Source organism: Nostoc sp. 'Peltigera membranacea cyanobiont' 232 (genome assembly GCF_002245985.1).
Taxonomy (GTDB): domain Bacteria; phylum Cyanobacteriota; class Cyanobacteriia; order Cyanobacteriales; family Nostocaceae; genus Nostoc.
In genome coordinates, this window is the sequence record NZ_NOLK01000018.1 from 66755 (window position 1) to 81967 (window position 15213).

Consider the following 15213-nt stretch of genomic DNA (forward strand, 5'->3'; position numbering starts at 1 on the left):
TATAGGAGGAATCTCGCAATGGCAGTCCGCAGCACGGCAGCACCCCCAACTCCGTGGTCAAGGAATTTAGCTGAACCCAAAATCCATCAAACTGCTTTTGTACACTCATTCTCCAATGTGATTGGGGATGTACGAATAGGTGCAAATGTAATCGTTGCTCCGGGGACTACGATTAGAGCGGATGAAGGCACACCTTTTTATCTTGGTGAAAACACCAATATTCAAGATGGTGTAGTTATTCATGGGTTAGAGCAAGGTCGAGTAATTGGAGATGACCAAGAGAAATACTCGGTATGGGTAGGTAAAAATACTTGCATTACCCATATGGCTTTAATTCATGGGCCAGCTTATGTAGGGGACAATTCCTTCATTGGCTTTCGCTCTACAGTGTTTAATGCCAGGGTAGGCGCAGGTTGCATCGTGATGATGCACGCTTTGATTCAAGACGTAGAAATTCCCCCAGGTAAGTATGTGCCTTCGGGAGCGGTAATTACTAGCCAGCAGCAAGCTGACCGCTTGCCAGATGTGCAAGATCAGGATAAGGAATTTGCTCATCATGTGGTTGGGATTAATCAGGCGCTACGAGCTGGTTATCTTTGTGCTGCGGATAGCAAATGTATAGCACCCATTCGGGATGAGAACGCTAAATCTTATACAGGTAGTGGTATTACTGTTTTAGAGTTGGAAAGGAGTAGTGAAGTGGCGAGCAATAGCTTGGGTGCAGAAACAATAGAGCAGTTACGCTATCTATTGGAACAAGGATATAAGATTGGCACAGAACACGTAGACCAAAGACGGTTCCGCACGGGTTCTTGGACTAGCTGCCAACCAATCGAACCGAGATCCCTCGGTGAAGCGATCGCAGCATTAGAAAGCTGTGTAACAGACCATAGCGGCGAGTATGTCCGACTGTTTGGGATTGACAAAGGTAGACGACGGGTGTTAGAAACCATCATCCAACGCCCGGATGGTGATGCTAAACCAGCTACCAGTTTTAAAGCTCCTAATAGTAGTCATAGCAATGGCAGCTACAGCAATGGTAATGGTAACGGTAGCAGTTCTGGCAGTGGCAAAGTCAATGGCGAAACTCTAGACCAAATCCGTCAACTTTTGGCAAGTGGTTACAAAATTGGCGTAGAACACGTAGATGAGCGCCGCTTCCGTACTGGTTCCTGGACTAGTTGCAAGCCAATTGATGCAACATCCACCAATCAAGTAATCTCTGCCTTGGAAGAATGTATAGAAAGCCATCCAGGTGAGTATGTACGTTTAATTGGCATTGACACCAAAGCCAAACGGCGGGTATTAGAAACCATTATTCAACGTCCAAATGGTCAAGTAGCTACCTCTGGTAGTCAGAAATCATCATTTACTAGCAGCAGTGGAGGCTCTGGCAGGGCTACGGCAACAGCTACCAGTAACCGGTTGAGTACTGAAGTAGTAGATCAAGTACGGCAATTATTGGCTGGTGGTTATAAAATTAGCATTGAACACGTAGACGAACGGCGGTTTCGGACTGGTTCGTGGACTAGTACCGGTCAAATTCAAGCCTCCTCAGAAAGAGAAGCGATCGCAGCCGTAGAAGGACACCTTGGCGAATACCAAGGGGAATATGTGCGCTTAATTGGTATTGACCCCAAAGCCAAACGGCGGGTATTAGAGACAATTATTCAACGTCCAAATAGTCAAGTAGCCTCCTCTGGCAGTGAAAAATCATTTACTAGCAGTACACCCTCGGCTACCGCAACAGCAACAGCTACCAGTACCCGCTTGACTACTGAAGTAGTAGATCAACTGCGGCAATTATTGGCTAGTGGCTCTAAAATTAGCATTGAACACGTAGACCAACGGCGGTTCCGGACTGGTTCGTGGACTAGTACTGGTCAAATTCAAGCCTCCTCAGAAAGAGAAGCGATCGCAGCCGTAGAAAGACACCTCGGGGAATACCAAGGAGAATATGTGCGCTTAATTGGTATTGACCCCAAAGCCAAGCGGCGGGTATTGGAAACGATTATTCAACGACCTTAAGGAATTAGGAGTTAGGAATTAGGAGTTAAGAATAAGCTTTGAATCAAAACTCTAATCTTAAAAATTCCCACACTTCTAACTCATAACTTCTAACTCCCAATTTCTCACCAACTCCTAACTCTTTATTTTCTTCCGGCTTCTGAGGTTAAATTTTTCATGTCTTTGCTGTCACTGCGCCTCAGCAATAACTTTGATTCTTACATTAGTGGTGAGGTGACTATTCATCCAAGCGCAGTACTTGCACCTGGGGTCATCCTCCAAGCGGCTGAAAACAGCAAGATCGTCATTGGGCCAGGGGTCTGTATTGGCATGGGAGCAATTCTCCAAGTCCATGAAGGAACCTTAGAGGTAGAAGCAGGGGCAAACCTGGGAGCCGGTTTTTTGATGGTTGGCAAGGGCAAAATTGGAGCAAATGCTTGTATTGGTTCAGCAACAACAGTTTTTAACTATTCAGTTGAACCTGGACAAGTAGTTCCACCTGGTTCGATTTTAGGAGACACCAGTCGGCAAATTGCTCAAACAAATCAGCCTGAACCATCTGCTAATAACCCCACAGCTACAAGTACGCCACCGCAGAAGGAAGAGGAAAATGGCTCAGGGGGAGTTAAGGAAAAGGTAACTTCCTCAACTAACTTCTCAGCTGCGGCTTTTGTGGATTTCAAACAAAATAAGTCGATTTCTTACTTTAAATCTCCCGCCACTCCAGAAAGCCAGCCTCCTCCCGTGGAAGAACCAGCCAAGGATGCTGAACCCCCCTTACCAGAACCCATCCAAGAGTCTATAAAACATGACTCAGACCCCAATCAGCTAACTACAGAATCCGCTAACGGTTTTGGCACTCAAATTTATGGACAAGGGAGCATACACAGACTGTTGACTACATTGTTTCCCCATAGACAATCCTTGAGCGACCCAAACTCTGACGATTAGTCTGAGTAAGTGTTAATTGTAAGTTGTCGGCTTTATGATTATCTGGGAAAGTTCACATGGAAACATCTAATCAACGGTCTATGAATTCCATCCAGGGAGCAAGTAGTTATGAAACCTTTCAGGACACTGCTTTGGGTTTAGTTTCTACCCGCAGCTTTCCCGCGATCGTTGGGACGGCGGATATGATGCTGAAATCAGCAGGAGTTCACCTAGTTGGGTATGAAAAAATTGGTAGTGGTCATTGTACTGCGATCGTCCGGGGTGGAATTGCTGACGTGCGTCTGGCGGTAGAATCTGGTGTCCAAACGGCTGAACAGTTTGGTCAGCTGATTTCTAGCTTGGTAATTCCTCGACCTTATCCTAATTTAGATATAGTGCTTCCCATCACAGCCCGTTTCACTAAATTGATGGAGGAGGGCAATTACAGCCGTCTGAGTAATCAAGCAATTGGTTTAGTAGAAACGCGAGGATTTCCAGCGATGGTAGGTGCGTGTGATGCCATGCTTAAAGCTGCCGATGTTCATTTAGCAGCTTATGAAAAAATTGGTGCGGGTTTGTGTACAGCCATTATTCGTGGTTCCGTAGCAAATGTGGCGGTAGCAGTGGAAGCGGGAATGTTTGAGGCAGAACGCATTGGAGAATTAAATGCAGTGATGGTAATTCCCCGACCGCTAGATGAAATGGAGCAAACCTTACCATTAGCAAGCTGCTGGATAGAAAAACACCAACCGTTAAACTTACCAGTGAATATTAAAGAGAAAGAACAGGTTGCCGAAATTGAGGTACTAAGATTACCAGATTTAACCAAGCTCCCGACAACAATTGCCGAAGAATTATGGAATGATGAATGATGATAGATGAATTTAAGAAAATCATCATTCATCAGAAAGTGGAAGGAATCTTACGCTTTTCTTGTTGTTCTGATAATAGCTTCTTAAATCCATAAACAAAATACCTTTATTTTAATAGAAATAATAGAGTTTTATCTATAATAGAATTCGTAACTTTCTATGAGTATTCCTATATAGGACTAGTATTTGATTTCTGAAAAGATACGTATGGGAGCCAGTCGTGTGGGCGGGTTTGCCGACTTGAGCGTTAGCGTAGCGGTAGCGACGCAGGAGCGTCACTGGCGTTGTGTTAGTGACAGCATAACGCACCAAACTCTTGATGATGGTGCGTTACGAATTGCGTTCTAACACACCCTACAATATCTAATTTTGTTCAAAAATCAAATATGATTCCTATAGCATTTGTAACTGTTCAGTAATACTAGTTTTATATCGATGAATAGCTATTTACAGGAGAAGCACCTTTGAAGCAAGCGACGCTGCACCAGTTAAAGGTATTCGAGGCGGCGGCACGGCACAGTAGCTTTACTCGCGCTGCTGAGGAATTGTTTCTCACCCAACCTACCGTTTCTATGCAAATCAAGCAACTCACAAAATCGGTAGGGTTGCCATTATTTGAGCAAGTGGGGAAGCGGTTATATCTCACCGAGGCGGGACGAGAATTATTTGCCACTTGTCGGCAGATTTTTGGAAATATAGCCCAGTATGAAATGAAGGTGGCAGATTTAAAAGGGCTAAAACAGGGACAATTACGCTTGGCAGTAATTACAACAGCAAAATATTTTATCCCACGTTTGTTGGGGCCGTTTTGCGAACTTTATCCAGGGATTGATATTTCTTTGCAAGTAACTAATCACGAACAAATTTTGGAACGGATGAGTCAGAATCTGGACGACTTATATATTATGAGTCAAGTTCCAGACAATATGGATGTGAATTGTGAGGCATTTTTAGAAAATCCTTTGATAGTCTTTGCACCAGTTAATCATCCGTTATCCAAGGAAAAAAATATTCCGATCCAACGCCTGTCTAACCAACCTTTTATTATGCGAGAACCAGGTTCAGGAACTCGTCGCGCTGTTCAAAGCCTATTTGAAGAACAAGGGGTGACAGTAAAAGTAAAGCTGGAATTGGGAAGTAACGAAGCAATTAAACAAGCGATCGCAGGTGGTTTAGGAATTTCGGTTTTATCTCGTCATACTTTACTATTAGACGCTTCAGATTTTAGCATTTTAGATGTCCAACACTTTCCCATTCAGCGAAATTGGTACATGGTTTACCCAGGCGGAAAGCAGCTATCTATCGTCGCTCGTACCTATTATGATTATCTCCTCACTGCTGCAAGGAATTTTGTAGATCAAAACACCGATCCTCCTAATAGTACGTTTGAACCAATTAGAGAGTAATTACGAATTACGTTAGCGACGCGCAAAGCGAGTCCGCGTACTCTTACAGAGAAGCAACCTACGCTTTTAGCGTCTCGTAGAGAGCGTAATTACGAATTACGAATTACGAATTACGAATTACCCCAAGGGGTTGACTGTTAGACCGGGAACCATTGACAATTAACCAGCAGAATCAATTAAAAATGGGGGAAGACTGGCAGTGGTTAACCCGGAAACACCATCTTGGCGCAAAACAGTACAAAGCGAGATTGTAGCTGTTACAGTGTATGCTGACAGAGCATTGGTTACACGACGGGGTGTAGTTGATTTAACAGGAATTGAACAGGAATTAGTAATTACCTCAGTACCAGAGACTCTAGAAACCGAGTCTGTCAGGGTTAGTGGTACAGGGACAGTGGCAGTGCGTTTGATAGGAGTGAGTAGCGATCGCATTTACACTACTGAACCTGTGGCGGAGCGAGTCGCACATTTGACAAGGCAAATTGAGCAGCTAGAAGCGGAAAAACGCCACCTGCAAGCGCAAGTCGATGCTTTAGCATTGCAGTCTAGTTTTATCGCCGGGTTACGTGAAAAAACAGAAGAACCCTTTGCACAAAGTTTGTCTCGGAAAAATCTTAGCCTGAGCGAAACTTTGGATTTTTTGAACTTTCTCGGAAGCCAGTATAGTGAATATGCGATCGCATCTGGAGAATGCAAAACCCAACAGCAGGAATTAGATAAAGAACTGCAAGCACTCCGCGCCTCATTGCAAAAAATCCAAACACCCCATCCTAAAGAAAGTTTGAGCATAGTTGTAGGAGTTGAAGTAGCGGGTGAAGGCGAATTTGAATTAGAGGTGTCTTACATAGTAAATCGCGCCAGTTGGACTCCGCTTTATGACTTGCGCTTTAGCACTACCAGCGATATTGTGCATCTGGGCTACCTTGCAGAAATCACTCAAAGCAGTGGCGAAGATTGGATTGGTGCAAATCTCACCCTTTCTACGGCTAAACCGGGATTAGGCACTCTCCCACCTAAACTTGAACCTTGGTATATTGATGCGCCACGTCCACAAATGTTACGACAGCGACAATTGTCTACACAACAGCGACCACTGCTACCTACCATACCAGAACCACCTGCTTCTGTTGCCAGAACAGATTGGCAAGGAGAAGACGAAGTTGCACAGGATGTTCTTATCCAAGCAGAAACTGTTACAGCAGAAGTATCCAAAGAAGGGAGTGTAGTTACCTTTAAATTGAATGGTGGCGGTAACATTCCTAGTGATGGCGCACCTCATAAAACGACAATTTTTAATGATGACTATCCTTGTAACTTTGATTATGTGGCAATGCCGCGTTTGGTAAGTTTTGCTTATCTGCAAGCAAATGTGAAAAATAATCCCAATGGTGCAACTTTGTTACCAGGGAAAGCGAATATTTTCCGTAACAATGTTTTTATTGGGACAACTCAGTTAGAAAATATTGCACCAGGACAAGAATTCAAACTCAATTTAGGGATGGATGAAGGTTTGAAAATTGAGCGCGATTTAGTTGAACGCCTGGTAGACAAAAGATTGATTAGCAACCAACGCCGGATTACTTATAGTTATCGGTTGATAATTACTAACTTACTCGATAAAGAAGTAAATCTGAAGGTAACTGAACAATTGCCAGTTAGCCGCAACGAGCAAATTAAAGTGCGCCTCAGCCGTAGTAGCCCACAAATTCAACTTGGTGAAATGGGGATTTTAGAATGGCAGTTAACTCTTCCACCCCAAGAGCGACGAGAGATATATTACCAGTTTAATGTTGAACATCCACCTGAGTTAATGGTTGTTGGATTAGATATTTAGAAATTTTTATTTTATCGAAACAGAATTCAGGAGTCAGGAGTCAGAATTCAGAATAAATTCTATATCCCGCACTTATATGCATCACTTTCTGAGTTTTACCTTGTAAAGCAATTCGTCTTTAATCCGGTTGAGGATTGAAGTTTCATCCAGGTTTGCCAAAATTCGATTAATGACTGCTTTCGGCCCATCAGGCCCCCAAGTCGCGCCGTTGGCTAAATAAACTTTGGTAACTTGTCCAATTCCGTAAGAAGAAACACCAGCTACTCCCGCTTGGGTCAGCGCCACCGATATATAAGGGCCAAGGGCAAGACCTGCTGTAGCTGTTGCAGAGATCCCAAGTAAAGTTTTTAATCCACTCAAGCCCAAATTTGCCAGTAGTTCACTAGCACCGATTCCGCCCATACTCAGGGCGATTTTTTGTAGCAGTTGGACAGCGCCGGCTTCGGTCATAGAGAAGCCATAGAGCTTAGATAAACCCAAAATTAGAGCAATATCAATAACTACACTACTAAGAATATCTACCACAGTTACAGGATTAAGTGCGATCGCTAATGCCTTAGTCATCACAGCCTTCCAAATCAACTGATTAGCATTCTGTTCCCGAATCATCAGTTTTCGCTCGATTAACTGCTCATTTACAACGTCGGCATAAAGCATGGTATTAAGAGCAACCAAGGCTTTACCCTCACGATGCAGAATCTCCAAGATTTTCAGCTTCAGTTCTTCAACCTGGGCATTCCCTGTACGTAGCTGTATGCCCCTAGTCCCATCAGGGCGACGAATTGCCGTCTTCACCAATGGCGATGCCGCAGCCATGACAATTTCTAAAGGTGTGAGTAATTCCCGCACCCTTTCATCCCGAATTTTGTGATAAATAGCCATCCGGTCTGCTTCTGGATACTGGTCTACTTTGTTAAACACCAAAATTATCGGTTTACCAACTTCCCGCAACTGAGAAAGGGCGGAGTATTCTAGCTTTGTCATGTCCCCAGAAATCACAAACAAAATCAAATCCGCAAGTTTTGCAATCTGTTCAGCTAATGCAGCACGGGTTGCACCATCTACTTCATCTAACCCAGGAGTATCAATTAATTCCACCTGCGATTGACCTACACCAGGGAGAGTAACCCGCAAAGCCCGTTCACTTTCTCCAATCGCTTCCTCACTAATACTCCAATTAACTGTTTGTGCAGTCCGGGTGACACCGTGCAGCGGCCCAGTTTCAAATACTGTTTGTCCAACCAAAGAATTGAGTAGCGAAGACTTACCACGTCCCACCATGCCAAAAGTCGCAATCTGCACCACCATCCGGTCTAACTTCCCCAGCATGGTTTCCAAATCAGCAATTTCCGTTTCCAATCCAGTTTTTTCTTGGGGGGTGAGGTCGAGATTGGCTACCAAGTTTCGCAGCGCCGTTTGTGCTTGTTTATAGTTCAGTTCTGTCTGAATGTCTTCAAAACTGAAAATAGCGCTATTCAGTTCTTCCTCCCAACTGAGAGAATTTGCCTCAGTGTTAGCGGAATCGCTTTGATGAGGTTCAGGCCCGGGTAATGTCGAAGTCATATCAATTTGAGATTTGGGATTTATTTGATTAGCCCCGTCTCTTATCCTAATTATTTTTAACAGGGGTTTGTGGAGCAGAGAAGAATAACTCTTGACCAATGACCAATGACCAATAACTAATGACTAATGGCTAACAAAAAGTCATAAACTGAAAAATGCATCTAAATAGCACGTTAGAATCTTGACTAAATTACCTGTGCGGAAAATCGTTATTGCCGGCAACTGGAAAATGTTCAAAACCCAGGCAGAAACCCAGGAGTTTTTACAAGGATTTCTGCCCCACTTAGAGGAAACCCCCCAAGGGCGAGAAGTGATATTGTGCCCTCCTTTCACTGATTTAAGTGTTTTGTCCAAAACTTTGCACGGTAGCCTCATCCAACTGGGGGCACAAAATATCCATTGGGAAGAATTTGGAGCCTATACGGGTGAAATTTCTGGCCCAATGCTGACAGAAAGTGGTGTGCGCTTTGTGATTGTCGGTCACAGCGAACGACGGCAATACTTTGGTGAAACGGACGCAACTGTTAATCTGCGCCTCCGAACTGCTCAAAGGTTTGGTTTGACTCCAATTCTCTGTGTTGGCGAAACTAAACAACAACGAGATGCAGGAGAAACCGAATCACTGATTGCTCTCCAACTTGACAAAGGTTTGGTAGATATCGAGCAGAATAACTTGGTAATTGCCTACGAGCCAATTTGGGCAATCGGCACTGGTGAAACTTGTGAAGCGGTGGAAGCTAATCGGATAATTGGCTTAATTCGGAGCCAGTTGAGTAATCAAAATGTATCAATTCAATATGGTGGCTCAGTTAAGCCAAATAATATTGATGAAATCATGGCTCAACCAGAAATTGATGGTGTTTTAGTGGGAGGAGCAAGTTTAGAACCTGAGAGTTTTGCTCGGATTGTGAATTTTCACTTAGTGTAATGTGCCTTCTTTTCGTTCCCATGCTCTGCATGGGAATGCCTAATGTAGATTTATGCCAAGCAATTTGATAATTCGAGAACGCTGTTTCGACTGGGAACAGCGAACTTATCTGATGGGCATTTTGAATGTAACGCCTGATAGCTTTAGTGACGGGGGTGAGTTTAACACTTCCTCTGCCGCTTTAGTACAGGCGCAAGCATTGGTAGCGGCTGGTGCTGACATTATCGATGTGGGCGGTCAATCAACTCGACCAGGGGCAAAGCAAATAACTCTGGCGGAGGAACTCCATCGGGTGTTATCGGTGTTACAGGTGCTAAGACCAGAAATTCCAATACCGATTTCTGTAGATACAACCCGTGCGGCTGTAGCCAGAGCATCTGTAGAAGCTGGGGCGGATATTATTAATGATATTTCTGGCGGCACTTTTGACTCAGAAATGTTACCGACAGTGGCAGAGTTGAGTGTGCCGATTATTTTAATGCACATCCGGGGGACACCACACACGATGCAACAACAAACTGATTATCAAGATTTGCTCACAGAGATTTATAGTTTTTTGGCTCGGCAAATTGAGGTAGCAACTGCTGCGGGCATTGACCGAGATAAAATTATTATCGATCCTGGTGTTGGTTTTGCTAAGAACTATGAGCAAAATTTAGAAATTTTTCGTGGCTTGCGATCGCTAACAACACTAAACTGTCCTATCTTGGTAGGAGCATCCCGTAAAAGTTTCATTGGTCGCATTTTAAATCAACCAGATCCCAAAGCACGAGTTTGGGGAACGGCAGCAGCTTGTTGTGCTGCTATTTTTAATGGTGCTGATATCCTCCGAGTTCACGATGTTCAAGAAATGCGCGATGTGTCATTAGTAGCCGATGCAATATTTAAGACAAGCAACACAGCCTGATTCTTAAGTATTGCCGTTTTCGGATTTTTTGCCGTGACCCTCTGTAACAATCGACTCGGCTATCAACTCTTGGAACATTTCAGTTGAGTTAGCTGGGTCTACAAAGACAATTTTAGCATTACTGCTCTCACCAAGTTTTTGGCTAGCATCTACGTAATCTTGAGCCACAAGATACCGCAAAATATCCCTACTATCTGGATTGGAACGGAGAGCTTGAGAAATGATTTGCACTGAAGCCATAGTTCCTTCTGCTTTTTTAATAGCAGCTTCCTTTTCCCCTTCTGCTTCGGTAATCAGTGCCCGTTTTTTAATTACGGCGGCTTGCTCCTCTTCCCTAGACTTTCGTACACTCTCAGGTAGTGTAATACTCTGAATATCTAATCGGAGAATATCAACTCCCCAATCTGTCGTTATATTATTCAACTGGTCTAAGATAGCTGTGTCCATCTCCGATCTGGAGACATTGGTCTGCTCTAGGGTGTTTTGGGCAATGATTTCTCGGAGCGTAGTTGTAGTTACCTGTGTCAATGCCCCTTGCAGATCCTCAATAGCGTAAAAGCTTTTCTCAATATCTCGAATCCGCCAGTAGACAATAGCATCCACCTCTACGTAAATATTATCTTGGGTGATCACATTCTGAGGTTTGATGTCTAAAAATTGCTCTCGTGTAGTATCTTCCATCACAATCTGATCTACCAAGGGAACAATAAAGTTCAGCCCAGGTTTCAGTTTGCGATGATACCGCCCCAAGCGTTCGACTAGGGCTTCATTTCCTTGATTAATCAGTTTCGCAGAACCTAATGCATAACCTATAAGGGCTAAAACTATAGCAATAATTGGCTCCATGTATGCTCCTATTCAGCTTTTGGGAGAATTTAGTGTCAAAGATATGCTACTAGCTTGTCATATCTTGAGAGTTTAATGTTTTGAGTCTGTAATTTTATGAACGCTAGCAGCGATGTCGAGTCGCTGCGCGTATTGTACATATTTTGTAAGTAAAACTATTTTGCGGAATGCGTAGAAGCTCTTGCTTCTTGTCGTCAGACATCGCTATTAAAGCACCTCGATCGCACCCTGGCAAGGACTACTTCATGTAATTAACATTACTTGTACTGACATCTTCAGACAGCCGGTAATTTTATTCAGTATATTCACTTAATTTATTTTATCTAATGTAAAATTTAGTAGAATTTTAAAAACTCTACTATAATCGGATTTAAATTGGCTTCAGCCATTAAAAATGTAAAAATATTATGGGCAGGCTGTTAATCAAACTTATAGGTTTAATCCTACTTTTCATAGGCTTATACTTTTTTGGTCAAAACATCATATTTGTTAGCAGTTACTATTCATATTTTTATGGTAGATTACCTGCTACAGCTTCAGTTCTCGCAACTATGATAGGTGTCTTTGCATTAGTTTTTTTTCGTAGAGAAACTGGTAACTTGGGATGGATTTTTCTAGGTATTGGCATAGTACTAATTTTCTTAAGCGGTGGAGTTATTTTAAAGCCAACTAGCTTATGGAATTTCATAATTGCTTTCGCTGCATTAGCAGCCGGATATAAATTATTAAATGAGGGTAGAATCAACTTTTAAAATTTGTAAATATAAGCTGATGTGCATCTAAATTGTATAGTACGAAAACGTAAAATTATTGTAGTGCGGGCATCTTGCCCGCATCGCATATACAAATTAAATACGCAACAGCTTAATCATATTGTCTCATATACAGCATATTGCAGGTAAATGAAGTACATGGGTAGGGGCACAACATGTTGTGCCCCTACGATGATCCGTACCTCACCTTGGCGCAGCCTAAGAAGAGAAGCGTTAGCGAGTCCTCGTTCGCGCAGCGTCTCGTAAGAGAGCGTCACAGCCCGTCGTAGACATCGCCATTATTCTTACAAAAATTAAACAAGATATGCCGCACCCCCAATTAGGGTGTAAATGAGTCACTTTTCCTATGCACAGAAGGCGTTAAGGGCTTTATTTCGGTTCGATGGAGCAAGCTAAAATCGCTGCCCATCAACCCAAATAAGCGCCTTTACCAAACTTACCCCTAAGACTCAGAATTATTAATAGTGCGGCTATTACAAACATTCATCGCCTTTTCTACTCCCTGTTTTAGGCTTAGTTCAATACACTCAACCACGAACTGAAGTACAAGAGACATCTGCTGATTTTCAGCAGCAGGAAATCGCCCCAGAACGTGGGAGACAGTATCAGAATTATCGTTATTAGCTGCACCTTTGGGTTTACCAATACCGATTCGCAAACGGGGAAAGTTTTGGGTACTCAGATGTGCGATCGCACTTTTCATGCCGTTATGTCCCCCAGCCGAACCAGATAAGCGCAGCCGAGTTTTTCCCAATGGTAAATCCATATCGTCATAAATTATCAGCACAGACTCAGGCGGCAATTTATACCAACTTGTCACCGCTTGAATTGACTGTCCTGAGCGATTCATATAGGTTAACGGCTTTAACAAGCGAATCTTACCTCCACCTGGGGCCATACCCTCGCCATACTCACCCTGAAACTTGCGGTTTTCTGCTAAAGAAATGCGCCAAGAACGGGAGAGAGTTTCTACAGCAGCAAAGCCGATATTATGGCGTGTTTGGTCGTACTTGCTTTCTGGATTCCCCAACCCGACAATTAGCTGGGGAATCACCAAAGCTGGTTGCGTAACAGCTTCTGTCATTTTGCCTAAAGTCAATTGATATCCAGCATTCTCCTAACTAGGTTGAGAAGAACTAGCGGTATCCTGCTCAGATTTAGCAGGATAGATTTGCTTAGGTTCCAATTCAGCAGTAGTCTTGACAGCTTCTTCTAACTGTTCTGCTTCTTTTTGAAACTCGGTTTGAAACTCCTTAGAAGCTTCTTGAAAACTACGAATTGTTTTGCCCACACTCCGACCAATTTCTGGTAACTTCTTTGGGCCAAAGATTAACAGTGCCACTACCATAATTACAGCCATTTCCGGCAGACCGATACCAAATATATTCATTTTTGTCTCCTGTCAACTATAGAACCACTACAGAAACTCACATATTATGTAGTCTACTCAATAGTTAGTATGCACTGACCGTTCACAAAAAAACCCGGAGGAACCGGGTGTAACTTAACTTGTTATCCAAACTTAATAGCTATGTAGCCGTTAGCGTCCTAAACTCCGCCAATCGACTAGTACATCCTGAACCAACAGTGATTTATTGTAAAGTTGCAGAATAATCAGCAAAAACACGAAAAATAGCGCAATAAAAACAGCCATCACAGGGGTAGTACCCCAACCTGGAGCCACTTTTCCATACTCAGAGTTAAGTGGTTTCAGGATATCTCCCAACCTAGTCCTTTGTGCCATAGTTCACCTAATATTACTTGCCAAAGCTTTTTTTAATCTTCTGTAATATTCTATAAGAATAGCACTCATCATCTATCCCTCAATTATGGAACCCGCAATAGTTCTTAGCATTTCTGTGGCCGCCGTGGTGGTTGCCATCACCGGACTGTCGATTTATACCTCCTTTGGCCCTCCTAGCAAGCAATTGAACGATCCGTTTGACGATCACGAAGATTAAAAGAGTCATTTGTCAGTGGTTAGTGGAAAACCACAATTGACCACTGACAGAGCAATAGTGGCTCACTCCAGCCTGGGATTAATCGCTGGTCTTACCTTGAAACTGGCGATTTTCCAAGGCTGTATTGTTAAGATTTGTTGCTGAGATGAGAATTCAGTAGTAGAGGAACGCTCTAACAAATCTACTGTATCTCCTAGATTCAACCCTAAATCACTTTGCACAGATAACTCGGCTGTTTCTCCGTGACATTCATAACACCGCAGAATTAACTGTTGTGGGTCATCCTCAGATGGCTTCAAGGCCATCAAGATTAAATTTTCGGCTGATAAATCTAGGAAACTCACCCCCAACCCATCTTTACCAGCAGAGAGGGGAGGATTTTTAGGTAGGTTTTCATTAACAAGATTCAATATCACTTGCAACGGTATATTCAATTCATAGCCACGCCGTACTGTATGGGCTGATTCCCAGCTACCAGTATGAGGATACAAAGTATATGTAAACTCGTGAAAACCTTTATCAGCCTCTGAATCTGGCCAATTAGGACTGCGTAGCAGTGTTAGGCGGAGTTGATTTGGTTTGCTGTCATAACCGTATTTACAATCATTCAGCAAACTAACTCCGTGAATACCCTTGTGTGTTTCTCCCGTCAAATCAGCCCAACGCAAAGCGGGTACTTCCCATTTTGCTTGTTCTGCGGGGGTTTGCGGTTTAGTTGGGCGGCGAATCGCACTACAGGGAATTTCATAAGTAGCAAAATCTGCTTCGATATTGAGAGGAAAAGCAGCTTTCACCAATACATGATTTTCTTGCCAATCGACAGTAGTAGCTATATTTAGCAGAGATGAACCAACTTGCAGAATATAGTCTTGGCAAAATTCCGATTCACCCAACTGACGCACCACGCGCACACGACTTTGCACTGGGCCTTGTTCTAACCACTGAATAGATTGAAGATTTGTTGAGGGTAAGGGATGTTGGGCGTAATTGGGGTCTATATTCCATGCATCCCAATATTGACCACTGTCTTTAAAAGCTTGTAGTTGATTCCCCGCCCCACTTAAAACTTCTCGTTGATAAGTTTTATCAAAAACACTTGATAAATCTCCAGTATCAGGATCTATAACAACTCGCAAGAATTCATTTTCTAAAATTCAGTCTGGGCGGGATGGGGGGGATGACGGGG

14 protein-coding genes and 3 pseudogenes are annotated in these 15213 nt (G+C 43.2%); 11 read left to right on the top strand and 6 right to left on the bottom strand.

Annotation, left to right across the window (positions count from 1 at the left end; genetic code table 11):
• Positions 1–18 precede the first annotated feature (18 nt).
• The 7 genes and pseudogenes from CDG79_RS08790 to CDG79_RS08810 all read left to right on the top strand — a co-directional run.
• Positions 19–1680 (top strand): annotated as a pseudogene (locus CDG79_RS08790) (ribulose bisphosphate carboxylase small subunit); the annotation flags it as partial.
• 102 nt (positions 1681–1782) lie between these two features.
• Positions 1783–2028: pseudogene (locus CDG79_RS45425) on the top strand (ribulose bisphosphate carboxylase small subunit); the annotation flags it as partial.
• Between the two features lie 156 nt (positions 2029–2184).
• On the top strand, positions 2185–2958 hold the full coding sequence (locus CDG79_RS08795; protein ID WP_094341788.1) for a transferase: 774 nt from the start codon (positions 2185–2187) through the stop codon (positions 2956–2958).
• Between the two features lie 56 nt (positions 2959–3014).
• Entirely contained in the window at positions 3015–3809 is a 795-nt protein-coding gene (locus tag CDG79_RS08800; protein WP_094341789.1) for a BMC domain-containing protein, read from the top strand.
• Between the two features lie 207 nt (positions 3810–4016).
• The gene (locus tag CDG79_RS42185) at positions 4017–4157 is read left to right on the top strand and encodes a hypothetical protein (protein ID WP_189524929.1); all 141 of its coding nucleotides are present in this window, start codon (positions 4017–4019) and stop codon (positions 4155–4157) included.
• A gap of 116 nt (positions 4158–4273) precedes the next feature.
• Complete coding sequence (locus CDG79_RS08805; protein WP_094341790.1) at positions 4274–5215, top strand: LysR family transcriptional regulator; 942 nt, start codon at positions 4274–4276, stop codon at positions 5213–5215.
• Between the two features lie 199 nt (positions 5216–5414).
• Entirely contained in the window at positions 5415–7049 is a 1635-nt protein-coding gene (locus CDG79_RS08810; RefSeq protein WP_094341791.1) for a mucoidy inhibitor MuiA family protein, read from the top strand.
• Between the two features lie 81 nt (positions 7050–7130).
• On the opposite strand, the gene CDG79_RS08815 is transcribed toward CDG79_RS08810, so the two are convergent.
• Entirely contained in the window at positions 7131–8612 is a 1482-nt protein-coding gene (locus CDG79_RS08815; RefSeq protein ID WP_094341792.1) for a GTP-binding protein, read from the bottom strand.
• Positions 8613–8808: 196 nt separating this feature from the next.
• On the opposite strand from CDG79_RS08815, the gene tpiA reads away from it, so the two are divergent.
• Both tpiA and folP read left to right on the top strand, forming a co-directional pair.
• Complete coding sequence (gene tpiA, locus CDG79_RS08820) at positions 8809–9540, top strand: triose-phosphate isomerase (RefSeq protein ID WP_094341806.1); 732 nt, start codon at positions 8809–8811, stop codon at positions 9538–9540.
• A 52-nt stretch (positions 9541–9592) separates the two neighbouring features.
• Entirely contained in the window at positions 9593–10447 is an 855-nt protein-coding gene (folP, locus tag CDG79_RS08825; protein ID WP_094341793.1) for a dihydropteroate synthase, read from the top strand.
• 3 nt (positions 10448–10450) lie between these two features.
• On the opposite strand, the gene CDG79_RS08830 is transcribed toward folP, so the two are convergent.
• Positions 10451–11293 (bottom strand): SPFH domain-containing protein, encoded by an 843-nt coding sequence (locus tag CDG79_RS08830; protein ID WP_094341794.1) that lies wholly within the window; start codon positions 11291–11293, stop codon positions 10451–10453.
• A gap of 407 nt (positions 11294–11700) precedes the next feature.
• Here CDG79_RS08830 and CDG79_RS08835 point away from each other — a divergent pair, with 407 nt between their 5' ends.
• Positions 11701–12045, top strand: a complete 345-nt coding sequence (locus CDG79_RS08835) for a hypothetical protein (protein WP_094341795.1) — start codon at positions 11701–11703, stop codon at positions 12043–12045.
• Between the two features lie 463 nt (positions 12046–12508).
• On the opposite strand, the gene pth is transcribed toward CDG79_RS08835, so the two are convergent.
• The 3 genes from pth to psbH form a co-directional block, all read right to left on the bottom strand.
• On the bottom strand, positions 12509–13150 hold the full coding sequence (pth, locus tag CDG79_RS08840; RefSeq protein ID WP_094341796.1) for an aminoacyl-tRNA hydrolase: 642 nt from the start codon (positions 13148–13150) through the stop codon (positions 12509–12511).
• A gap of 33 nt (positions 13151–13183) precedes the next feature.
• Positions 13184–13456 carry a TatA/E family twin arginine-targeting protein translocase gene (locus CDG79_RS08845; RefSeq protein ID WP_094341797.1) on the bottom strand — a complete coding sequence of 91 codons (273 nt, stop codon included), beginning with the start codon at positions 13454–13456 and terminating at the stop codon, positions 13184–13186.
• Between the two features lie 150 nt (positions 13457–13606).
• Entirely contained in the window at positions 13607–13810 is a 204-nt protein-coding gene (psbH, locus tag CDG79_RS08850) for a photosystem II reaction center phosphoprotein PsbH (protein ID WP_094341798.1), read from the bottom strand.
• An 85-nt stretch (positions 13811–13895) separates the two neighbouring features.
• On the opposite strand from psbH, the gene psbN reads away from it, so the two are divergent.
• Positions 13896–14027: a photosystem II reaction center protein PsbN gene (psbN, locus tag CDG79_RS08855; protein ID WP_094341799.1), complete on the top strand. Its 132-nt coding sequence runs from the start codon at positions 13896–13898 to the stop codon at positions 14025–14027.
• Between the two features lie 62 nt (positions 14028–14089).
• Here psbN and CDG79_RS08860 read toward each other — a convergent pair.
• Positions 14090–15181, bottom strand: a pseudogene (locus CDG79_RS08860) (glycoside hydrolase family 38 C-terminal domain-containing protein); the annotation flags it as partial.
• Between the last annotated feature and the right edge of the window lie 32 nt (positions 15182–15213).

Excerpts from the sequence above, each read along its gene's own strand:
- pth (WP_094341796.1), bottom strand. The coding sequence starts at position 13,150 with ATGACAGAAGCTGTTACGCAACCAGCTTTGGTGATTCCCCAGCTAATT.
- CDG79_RS08815 (WP_094341792.1), bottom strand. The coding sequence starts at position 8,612 with ATGACTTCGACATTACCCGGGCCTGAACCTCATCAAAGCGATTCCGCT.
- CDG79_RS08830 (WP_094341794.1), bottom strand. The coding sequence starts at position 11,293 with ATGGAGCCAATTATTGCTATAGTTTTAGCCCTTATAGGTTATGCATTA.
- CDG79_RS42185 (WP_189524929.1), top strand. The coding sequence starts at position 4,017 with ATGGGAGCCAGTCGTGTGGGCGGGTTTGCCGACTTGAGCGTTAGCGTA.
- CDG79_RS08800 (WP_094341789.1), top strand. The coding sequence starts at position 3,015 with ATGGAAACATCTAATCAACGGTCTATGAATTCCATCCAGGGAGCAAGT.
- folP (WP_094341793.1), top strand. The coding sequence starts at position 9,593 with ATGCCAAGCAATTTGATAATTCGAGAACGCTGTTTCGACTGGGAACAG.
- psbH (WP_094341798.1), bottom strand. The coding sequence starts at position 13,810 with ATGGCACAAAGGACTAGGTTGGGAGATATCCTGAAACCACTTAACTCT.
- CDG79_RS08835 (WP_094341795.1), top strand. The coding sequence starts at position 11,701 with ATGGGCAGGCTGTTAATCAAACTTATAGGTTTAATCCTACTTTTCATA.
- psbN (WP_094341799.1), top strand. The coding sequence starts at position 13,896 with ATGGAACCCGCAATAGTTCTTAGCATTTCTGTGGCCGCCGTGGTGGTT.
- CDG79_RS08845 (WP_094341797.1), bottom strand. The coding sequence starts at position 13,456 with ATGAATATATTTGGTATCGGTCTGCCGGAAATGGCTGTAATTATGGTA.
- CDG79_RS08795 (WP_094341788.1), top strand. The coding sequence starts at position 2,185 with ATGTCTTTGCTGTCACTGCGCCTCAGCAATAACTTTGATTCTTACATT.